This is a genomic window from Citrobacter sp. wls619 (assembly GCF_005281345.1).
Lineage (GTDB): Bacteria > Pseudomonadota > Gammaproteobacteria > Enterobacterales > Enterobacteriaceae > Citrobacter.
The window spans coordinates 1-2,602 of sequence record NZ_SZXJ01000109.1; the positions used below are offsets into that span (position 1 = coordinate 1).

Here is a 2,602-nt window from a genome sequence, read left to right on the forward strand (position 1 = left end):
GAATGAGTCTGCGGCGATTATCAATGCAGAAATGGGCACCGGGAAGGTGCGCCGTATCGGCGCTTAGAAGAAGCGCAGCGCGAGCTGCCGGGGCTACTGGTATGCCCTGTACTCACCGAACTTATCCCTGTCCTCTGGACTTGAATCCCGAAAGGGAGGGGGGAGTGTAGCATGTTCGGAAAAGGCCTTTTACCCGAAAGTTATCTGAGGGAGCGGGTCAGAGTAAGACGTGTATGGTCAAAGCTGGATTGCCTGAAGTCTAGTTCCTGTGGTCTCTGTGTCCGACGCCAGCGAAAGATAACTGAAACGCTGGACTCATGGGTTGTGATGGAAGTCTTGCCACCAGCACAAACCAGTCCCATGGGCACATCCCCTGTCAGGGGAATACGGAACGAACGGACGACCTAACCACGTCGCATCTTTGTCTAAGCGTAAATGCGGGATCGCCTAAACAGGTCGCAAGACCTGCATGGCGACGGAGCCTTCGTATTACCCGATGTGGCCCTGTAATGGGGACTGCTGGTCGCAAGTTATCGCGACACCGACATGACTATAAGCAGCAGCAATGCTTGCGAAAGGTCCACTGTCTGGGGGGAAGGAAGGCAGCTTATCTGTAACCAATTTATCGAAAAGGAGGTTGTGCTGATGCTGACCGCTACTACTACTCGAAGGTTGGAAACGCTGGGAATCCTGTCTCAACAAGGAAAGCGTATCAACGGTCTGAGTCGATTGCTGGGTTGTCCAATCCTGTGGAAACAGGCATATGCCAACATTCACAGAAATTCCGGTGCAACAACGGCCGGGGTGGATGGTACTTCACTGGATGGAATGTCCTACAACAAAATGGCCGATTTGATGTCCGCCGTAAAAAGCGGTACTTATCGCTTTAAACCTGCGAGACGAGTCTTGATCCCAAAGAACAACGGGAAAACCCGTCCACTCGGCATCCCTACCGGGGATGACAAGCTGGTACAGGAGGTTGTACGGATGCTGTTAGCGAAAATCTACGAACCGGTTTTTTCTGACGATTCACATGGATTTCGCAACGGTCGTTCGTGCCATACCGCTCTCATGCAAGTCAAACAAAAGTGGACTGGTATGAAGTGGATTGTAAACATGGATATAAAAGGTTACTTCGACAACATCAATCATGATGTGCTGATTGATGTGCTCGCTAAACGTATTGACGATAAGCGGTTTCTCTCGCTGATTCGATCAATGCTGAAAGCTGGCTACATGGAGAACTGGAAATTTCATGATTCCTTCAGCGGGACACCGCAAGGCGGGGTTGTATCACCGATTCTGGCCAATATCTATCTCCATGAGCTTGATGAATTCATGGAACGGATAAGGCTTGAATTCAATCGGGGAAACCGTCGGGCAGAGAACCATCCGTACAAGCTGCTCAGTGCAACGATCAGACGCCGCATGAAACGTATTGATGTCCTGAAAGCTGCTGGTGATGAGTCGGGAGTGCAGGAAGTTATGCGTGAACTGAGCGAACTCTATCGTAAGCGTGAAAACTTGCGTAGCTCCGACCCGTTGGACGCCAGTTACCGGCGTCTGGTGTACATCCGATATGCCGATGATTTCCTCATCGGGATAATTGGAAAGCGGGAAGAAGCGATATCAACTATGCAACAGGTCACCAGATTTCTTGGCGAAACGCTGCATCTTGAGATTGCTCCGGAAAAATCTGGTGTAGTTCATGCATCTGATGGAGTGCGCTTCCTTGGGTATGATGTGTATACCTATACGGGAAACCGTGTTGTGAAAACCGTCCGTTCTGGACGACACACGACAACACGGAGCGTTTCTGAAAGGATGCAGTTACACATACCACAGGAAAAGCTGCGCAAGTTCTGCAATGGCAAAGGTTATGGTGTTTATGACACCTTCAGACCAATGCACCGCAATGCGTTGATTCATCTGAGTGAAGCGGAAATAGTGTCTACGTACAACGCAGAGATGCGAGGGTTATCGAATTACTATGGACTGGCAACTAACGCCAAAAGAGATCTAAACAAGTTGCATGGCCTCTGGCAAGGCAGTCTGTTGAAAACTCTGGCAGCGAAACGGCGCTCCACAGTGACGAAAGTAGCCCGTAGCCTCAAGCGCGGAAATATGTACACACTTGTGGTCCCGGGAAACCGAAAAAACCATATTTTCCCAATCTACAGCCTGCGAGACATGCAGGGATCACCTATCACTTTCCAGAGTGTCGATTTACCCCCAGCTACGTGGCAATTCACGGTGAGCCAGACGGAGTTGATTCAACGTCTGAATGCACAGCAATGTGAATACTGCGGAACGACCACTGGGCCATTTGCGGTGCATCACATCCGTAAACTGGCTGATGTGGAAAAGGGTAAAGCGTTCTGGCAAATAATGATGGCCCGTCGCCAACGAAAAACGTTGGTGATGTGTGTCCCATGTCACCAGAAGTTACATGCAGGCGTTCTTTGATCTGACTATTCCTAGTCAAATAAGTAGAGAGCCGTATGCATTGAAAGATGCACGTACGGTTCGGAGGGGGGCTGACGGGTGATCCTTAACGGGACGCCCGCAGCCTACCCTACACGCTGATGGCGATTGCCACCGC

General features: G+C 50.4%; 1 protein-coding gene. It reads left to right on the forward strand.

The genetic code is table 11. From position 1 onward, the window contains the following. The first annotated feature begins 645 nt into the window (after nucleotides 1-645). Entirely contained in the window at nucleotides 646-2,466 is a 1,821-nt protein-coding gene (locus FDX19_RS24995) for a reverse transcriptase/maturase family protein (protein ID WP_137384823.1), read from the forward strand. Nucleotides 2,467-2,602: the final 136 nt, after the last annotated feature.